Genomic DNA, 7,313 nt, shown 5'->3' with positions numbered 1-7,313 from the left:
AATCAGCAATGCGAAGGTTGCAAATAAAATCCATAATCCTTTTTTTACCATACAACGTTCTATTGCTTCATACTAAGCTAGTTAATTTTCAAGAACTAAATCAATTCCTTTTGCAGCATAAATGCTTTGGCATTCGCAAAGCTCAGGAACAATTCGTCAGCTATTTTTAGTTTTTGATGCGCCCTTACATTGCTCTGAATGGCGTAACAGGTTATGCCCGCAGCCAGAGCAGATTTAACCCCATTTAAAGTATCTTCAAAAACAAGGCACTCATCTTTTTCAAAACCCAATCGCGCTACACAAAGATTGTAACTTTCGGGATCAGGCTTAGATTTATTTACATCTGTTCTGGTAATAAATAAACTGAAATACCTGGCCAAACCATTACGCTCAAAAACGGCTTCAACATCAATTTTCGGACTAGCTGTAACTACAGCCAGCGTAAGCCCTTTTTCATAAGCAAACTTGATAAACTCTAATGCAAAGGGCATTAACTGAATATCAGTTGTTCTAAAACCATCAAAAGTTATCTTCTCTCTTCTGTTGATGAAGCCTTCTAACTCTTCTTCAATTTTATACCTGTCTATTATAGTCTTTGCATTTTTGGGCAAGGGGATTCCAGCGTAATTTGTCAACCAATCCTTAAAATCCAGTGTAACTTCGTATTCACACAAAAACTTATTCCAACAATCGAAATGAAACTTCTCAGAATCAATTAATGTACCATCTAAATCAAACAGTAATGCTTTTATTTTACTCATTATAAATTTTTAACAGGAATGATGATTATGGAATAATCTCAAATAAGAAAAATTGTTGTACCTGAGATTTACCGAAATTATTATCAACACAAAAAATTAATGAGAGATGCCCATTTGGCAATTTTGGTCCAAATGTTACCCCTTCAAAATTATCGATATGTCGGTTCAAGGAATCAAAGTCGAAAATCAATTTCTTGTTTAAGAGCTTTGGAGGGTTTTGCACAAAAGAGCTATTATTGATTTCATTTTCAGCACTCTGTAAATCAACCAGGTAAAGTTTTAAAAAGGTATGATCATCGTGGCCCTTTGCCCAGGCTCTTTCCATTACCAAAAGCGTATGATTATTAATAGCTAGTATTTCAGAAATTCCATTTACATTCCAATCGTTTTCAACGGTAGGTTTAACTGGCATTGCACCCAGATTATAAGCATATTGGGCAATATTCTTTTTAGTAGCTACATCAAATTTTAAAATCCGCGTTAAGGCTTTGTCATATTCAAAAGCAGCCTGAGGTCCATCCTGATAAAGTGGTTCTTCCAAACTGGCGTATAATGTTTTGTACTGATCAGCATAAGTTAAACCTTCAAATAAAGCATTTTTGCGTGGCCCGCTTTCGGTTTTTGTAAACTGAAAGCCCTTAGGCATTGGAATAGTATCCAGAAACTTTCCATATGTAGAAATAAAGGTTAAGCCGGGCTGAACTATCGTCGTATCACCGTCCTTAAACAACCTTTCTCCCTCACTGCTCCAAATCCATTGTTTGGTTAAGGGGTTATAACGAACCGATTCGCTATCAGGTTTTACAGTTTTATCAGTTCCGTATTTTGGGTATGGTTTTCCGTTTTCCTGTAAGATATAAGTAACACCAGTTACCCGAACAGTATCGATCTTATTTTCTTTGATATCAATCTGTGCAGTATAAATCCTCGCCGGACTACGTTGTGATGGATCATCACTGATCATATAATACTGGTTTTGCTTTACATCGTAATCAATCCCAGACAAACCACCAACAACCGTATTTTGGAAAATTGGATTTAAGGGCATAATGTATTCATCCAGAAACTTTACAGACGAAATACTGGTTTCATTTTGCTTAACCGCAGCATACTTAGTTATAGAACAAGATGAGAGCACAATAGCAAGAACTGAATAAACAAAGAAGAGCTGCGATACAGGTTTCAAATCGAAATGTTTAGGCTGTAAAAATATAGAATTTTGGCGGCTCGAGATACGTCACCCTGAATTTATTTCAGGGTCTTCTCGTAAGCAATTTGCTCCAATCGGAAATTCAGTGGTGTTGGATATTCCGATCTGACACAAAGTGAATACAGATACTGAAACAAGTTCAGTATGACGTACAGCGAGAAATTAAACAAAAACAGTTGGATGTTACCATCCAACTGCACATTTACTGGAATTATAAGTGGTGTCAAATGTTACCATCTGACACTGATAAAACTAAGATTAAAACAACTTACCAATTACACGGTAAGTAATATTTGTTCCATCTACTATTTCTTCATAATAAACATCATCAGGCGAAACAAAATACTTTTCGTTTTTAATGGTTACCTCTCTGCATCCCTCTGGCAATTGACTAATTATATCGCCTATATTATGCGTATCAACCGGGCCATCAGTCGTGTTTAAAATACCGTCTTTCCCAGCAACCACATATACGGTTTTACCATCAGCACTTTCTTTTTGGGTATAATAAACGCCTTTGTATTCGTAATAATCAACCCCATTAATGGTAACCAGATTAGCATCCGATGGTAAATTCGGAACCTCAGCACCAACTGGTGGGGTTACCACTTCGTATTGACTATTGTTTTGTTGATAAAACAATCCGCCTGAATAATAGAACTGGTTAGCGCCATAATAAAACGGATAATAGCCATAAGGTAATACGCCAATCCTGAAACCTAAAAAGGGCCTGTAAAAATTATAATAGCTATAATATGGTCTGTAATAAGGCCTTCCATAACCTGGGCGATAACCGTAACCAGGCCTACCATATCCTGAACCTGGGCGATAACCTGGTCTGTTATAACTGTAATTAGGTCTTGGTGGGCGACCGCCATTGCTTGGTGCATAACTACCTCTACTTGGCGCATGCATAGATGGTTGTCTGGAAATAGAACCACCGCCTCTTGATGGGCTTATCGAACCAGATCTACCGCCCCCGGAAGAACCTCCACTCCTACTTGGCCGCTGTGCAGAAACGCTTTCAATACTTAAGGTTGCAATCATCGCTGCTGCAGCGAAAACAACCAATCCTTTATTTAATAACCTATTCATTATTTTGTGTTTATGTCGATTATGTATATGACGGTGAAAACTCCTAAAAGATTATCCCTTAACACTATTTAACTAAATTTTGATAAAGTGATGACGAAGGGAGGGTTTTAATGGCAAAATATATCAAAATCCTTCCATCTTACATGATTCCATCTTTGCTAACAAACCTTTTACGGGCTATTTTTTCTAATCAACCACGAATCACCTATATTTAAATTTTATTCCTAAAAACTAGCTTAAATGAACCTTACCAGAATTTTCAGTCTTTTATTTTGTCTGTTTATTTCTAATGAATTAATAGCCCAGCAAACCGATTCGGCATATGTTAGAGAAAACTACACTAAAATAGAACGCCAGATCCCCATGCGCGATGGGGTTAAACTCTTCACTTCCATTTATATACCCAAAAATCAAACCAAAAAATATCCATTTTTAATTAACCGAACACCCTATACCGTTGCACCTTATGGCGAAGATAAATATAAGCTGAGTTTGGGGAATTTTCCGGCTATGATGCGTGAGGGATTTATTTTTGTATATCAAGATGTGAGGGGCCGATGGATGAGTGAGGGCACTTTTGCCGATATCCGTCCTCAACTGGTTGGAAAAAAATCTAAAACAGCTATTGATGAAAGTACGGATACTTACGACACCATCGACTGGTTGGTTAAAAACGTGAAAGGCAACAATGGAAATGCGGGTATTTATGGCATTTCCTACCCTGGTTTTTATTCTACCACTTCTTTGCCAAATGCACACCCCGCGCTAAAAGCCGTTTCGCCTCAGGCGCCAGTTACCGATTGGTTTATGGGTGATGATTTCCACCACCGTGGTACATTATTTCTGATGGATGCTTTCAGTTTTATGGGCAATTTTGGTGTGCCGAGACCTAAACCGATTACACCAGATAAAGGACCTAAAGGTTTTCAGTTCCCCATTCAAGACAATTATCGCTTTTACTTAGAAGCCGGATCTGTTAAAAACCTAAAAGACAGATACTTTGCAGATAGTATTAAATTCTGGAACGATTTATTTAAACATCCAAACTTAGATACCTTCTGGAAAGCGCGTTTAATTACGCCACATTTAACCAATGTAAGGCCTGCGGTGATGGTAGTGGGTGGCTTTTTCGATGCTGAAGATGCCTATGGAACTTTTGACACTTACAAAGCAATTGAGAAACAGAATCCTGGCGCCAATAATATCCTGGTTGCGGGACCTTGGTTCCATGGCGGCTGGGTACGTAGTGATGGTTCTTATTTCGGCGATATCTCTTTCGGCAAAACCACCAGTATCGATTACCAGGAGCAGTATGAACTGCCTTTCTTTAAACATTATTTAAAAGGTGAAGGCGATTTTAATGCAGCAGAAGCGAATATTTTTGTAACGGGAACTAACGAATGGAAAAAGTTCAAAACATGGCCACCACAAGAAGTAGAAAACAAAAACCTGTATTTACAACCCAATGGAAAGCTCAGTTTCGAAAAAGTGGGCAGAACCGATAGCTGGGATGAATATGTGAGCGATCCGAATAACCCTGTGCCTTACCAGGATGGCATTCAGGCCAAACGTACCCGCGAGTACATGATCGATGATCAGCGTTTTGCTGCCCGCCGTCCGGATGTAAAAACTTACCAAAGCGACGCTTTAACAGAAGATATTACTTTAACAGGTCCTGTTTTGGCCAACTTGGTGGTTTCGACTACCGGAACAGATGCCGATTATGTAGTTAAACTGATTGATGTTTATCCTGAAGATGCACCAAATCCAGAACCTAACCCTAAAAACCTGATTATGGGTGGTTACGAAATGCTGGTTCGGGGAGAAATTATGCGTGGAAAATACCGCAACAGTTTCGAAAAACCTGAGCCATTTGTTCCTGGTGCCATCACAAAAGTAAATTACCCTTTGCCCGATGTGGCGCATACCTTTAAAAAAGGCCATAAAATTATGATCCAGATTCAAAACTCATGGTTCCCTTTAGCTGATCGCAATCCGCAGAAATTTATGGATATCTATCAGGCAGAACCACAGGATTTTCAAAAAGCTACACACAAAATTTATCACGACGTGCACAACAGCTCGTTTATTACAGTTTCGGTGTTAAAGTAAAATATTGGGCTCTAAATAATGCGGTTCGTCATTCCCAACTTGATTGGGAATCTTAAGCATTACGATTCCCGCCTGCGCGGGAATGACGCCTGAGTTTAAAATAAATGGCAAATAACTGCTGTCTTGGTTCGTGTCACCACAAACCAACCACATGAATAACTAACTTATTATAATAAAATGAAATACTTAAAACTAATAATTATCCTGCTTTCGGCATCCACTGCTTTTGCGCAAAGTGATACAGGATATCCAAAAGCTAATTACACCAAAAAAGAAGTTTATATCCCAATGCGCGATGGAACTAAACTTTTTACCGCCATCTACACACCTAAAGATGCAGCCAAGGATAAAAAATATCCGATGATAATGCAACGTACCTGTTATAGCATTGCCCCATATGGCGAAGATAAATTTCCTGCAAAATTAGGCCCGTCAGAATTGATGATGAAAGAGGGCTATATCATGGTGTATCAGGATGTGCGCGGTCGCTGGAAAAGCGAAGGCACCTGGACCAATATGACCCCTGTTATCGATAACAAAAAAAGCAAAAAAGAGGTTGATGAAGGTTCTGATACTTACGATACCATTGATTGGCTGGTTAAAAACATAGCCAATAACAACGGCAAAGTTGGCCAATGGGGAATTTCTTATCCAGGCTTTTACACTGCTGCAGGAATTTTAAGCAATCATCCTGCTTTAAAAGCCTCATCGCCACAAGCGCCGATTTCAGATTTCTTTTTTGATGATTTCCACCACAACGGATCATTTTTGCAGAGTTATTTCATGACCTTTCCGGTATTTGGTGTGCAAAAAATCGATACTACCGCTAAAGCCTGGTATAATAACCAGTTAATCCTTCCAAAAACAAAAGATGGTTATCAGTTTGCGTTAGATTTAGGCCCTTTAAGCAATGCAGACAAATATTACAAGGATAATTTTTTCTGGCAAGAAACCGTTAACCACCCAAACTATGATGAGTTTTGGCAAAAACGTGGATTATTAAAACATTACAATACCATTAAACCTGCGGTGATGGTAGTTGGTGGATGGTACGATGCCGAAGATCTGTCTGGCCCGCTAAACATTTATAAAACCATCGAAAAGAAAAACCCTAATGCCTACAATACGATTGTAATGGGACCATTTGGGCATGGAAGATGGAGCCGCGAAACCGGTCATACCATGCATAGTAATGTGTATTTCGGAGATAGCATTGCTACCTTCTACCAGAAAGAAATTGAAGCTAAATTCTTTAATCACTTTTTAAAGGGCAATGGCGATAAAAACGCTGGCCTGCCTGAAGCCTATATGTTCGATACCGGTAAAAAACAATGGGAAACTTTTGCCAAATGGCCAACAGAAAAGGCGACTAAACAAAAATTATATCTGGGTGCTGATGGTAAGCTCAGCATGACTGCACCTGGTGCGGCCAGTTCAGTAAACTATATTAGCGATCCATTAAAGCCTGTTCCATATACCGAAGATTTAACCACTACATTGGGCTTTACACCACATAATTACATGAGTGAAGACCAACGTTTTGCAGGCAGAAGACCAGATGTATTGGTCTATCAAACCGATATATTGGATACCGACATTACCTTAGGAGGCGAAATTATGTCGCACCTTAAAATTGCAACCACGGGTACCGATGCAGATTTTATTGTAAAGCTGATCGATGTTTATCCTGCCGATGAGCCGAACAACTCTTACATGCCAAACAAGAATATCATTTTGAGCAATTACTGGCAAATGGTGCGTTCGGAAGTTATGCCTGCACGCTTCCGCAATAGTTTCGAAAAACCCGAGGCCTTGGTAGCCAACCAGAAAACGGATGTGAACTTTCAGCTACAGGATGTATTACACACCTTTAAAAAAGGACACCGGATTATGATCCAGGTGCAGAGTACAGCATTCCCTTTATTTGCACGTAATCCACAAAAATTCGTAGAAAACCCATATAAAGCAACAGAAGCCGATTATATTAAAGCTACGCAAACTGTATTTAACGATAGTTTTATCGAAGTTGATGTGATAAAATAAGCCTGAGCTTGTCGAAGGACCCGCTTAAATACCCTCTAAGGTGTTTCGACAGGCTCAACATGACAGCATCTGAGGTGAAATCGCCTTTATGA

5 protein-coding genes are annotated in these 7,313 nt (G+C 39.1%); 2 read left to right on the top strand and 3 right to left on the bottom strand.

Annotated elements, in window-relative coordinates:
* Positions 1-95 precede the first annotated feature (95 nt).
* From AC1DPQ_RS12330 to AC1DPQ_RS12320, 3 genes are all read right to left on the bottom strand, one after another.
* A complete protein-coding gene (locus AC1DPQ_RS12330) occupies positions 96-761 on the bottom strand; it encodes an HAD family hydrolase (RefSeq protein WP_477584022.1) in 666 nt (221 codons plus the stop codon).
* Between the two features lie 25 nt (positions 762-786).
* Positions 787-1,947, bottom strand: coding sequence for an esterase-like activity of phytase family protein (locus AC1DPQ_RS12325; protein ID WP_477584024.1), 1,161 nt, complete (start codon positions 1,945-1,947; stop codon positions 787-789).
* 282 nt (positions 1,948-2,229) lie between these two features.
* Positions 2,230-3,066: a DUF6515 family protein gene (locus tag AC1DPQ_RS12320; protein WP_477584026.1), complete on the bottom strand. Its 837-nt coding sequence runs from the start codon at positions 3,064-3,066 to the stop codon at positions 2,230-2,232.
* A gap of 240 nt (positions 3,067-3,306) precedes the next feature.
* On the opposite strand from AC1DPQ_RS12320, the gene AC1DPQ_RS12315 reads away from it, so the two are divergent.
* Together AC1DPQ_RS12315 and AC1DPQ_RS12310 are read left to right on the top strand one after the other, a co-directional pair.
* Positions 3,307-5,178, top strand: a complete 1,872-nt coding sequence (locus AC1DPQ_RS12315; protein ID WP_477609499.1) for a CocE/NonD family hydrolase — start codon at positions 3,307-3,309, stop codon at positions 5,176-5,178.
* 177 nt (positions 5,179-5,355) lie between these two features.
* Positions 5,356-7,221 (top strand): CocE/NonD family hydrolase, encoded by a 1,866-nt coding sequence (locus AC1DPQ_RS12310; protein WP_477585305.1) that lies wholly within the window; start codon positions 5,356-5,358, stop codon positions 7,219-7,221.
* The last annotated feature ends 92 nt before the right edge of the window (positions 7,222-7,313 follow it).

It is taken from the genome of Pedobacter sp. 01T416_2, assembly GCF_056398925.1.
This window is presented reverse-complemented; position numbering and strand designations above follow the sequence as displayed.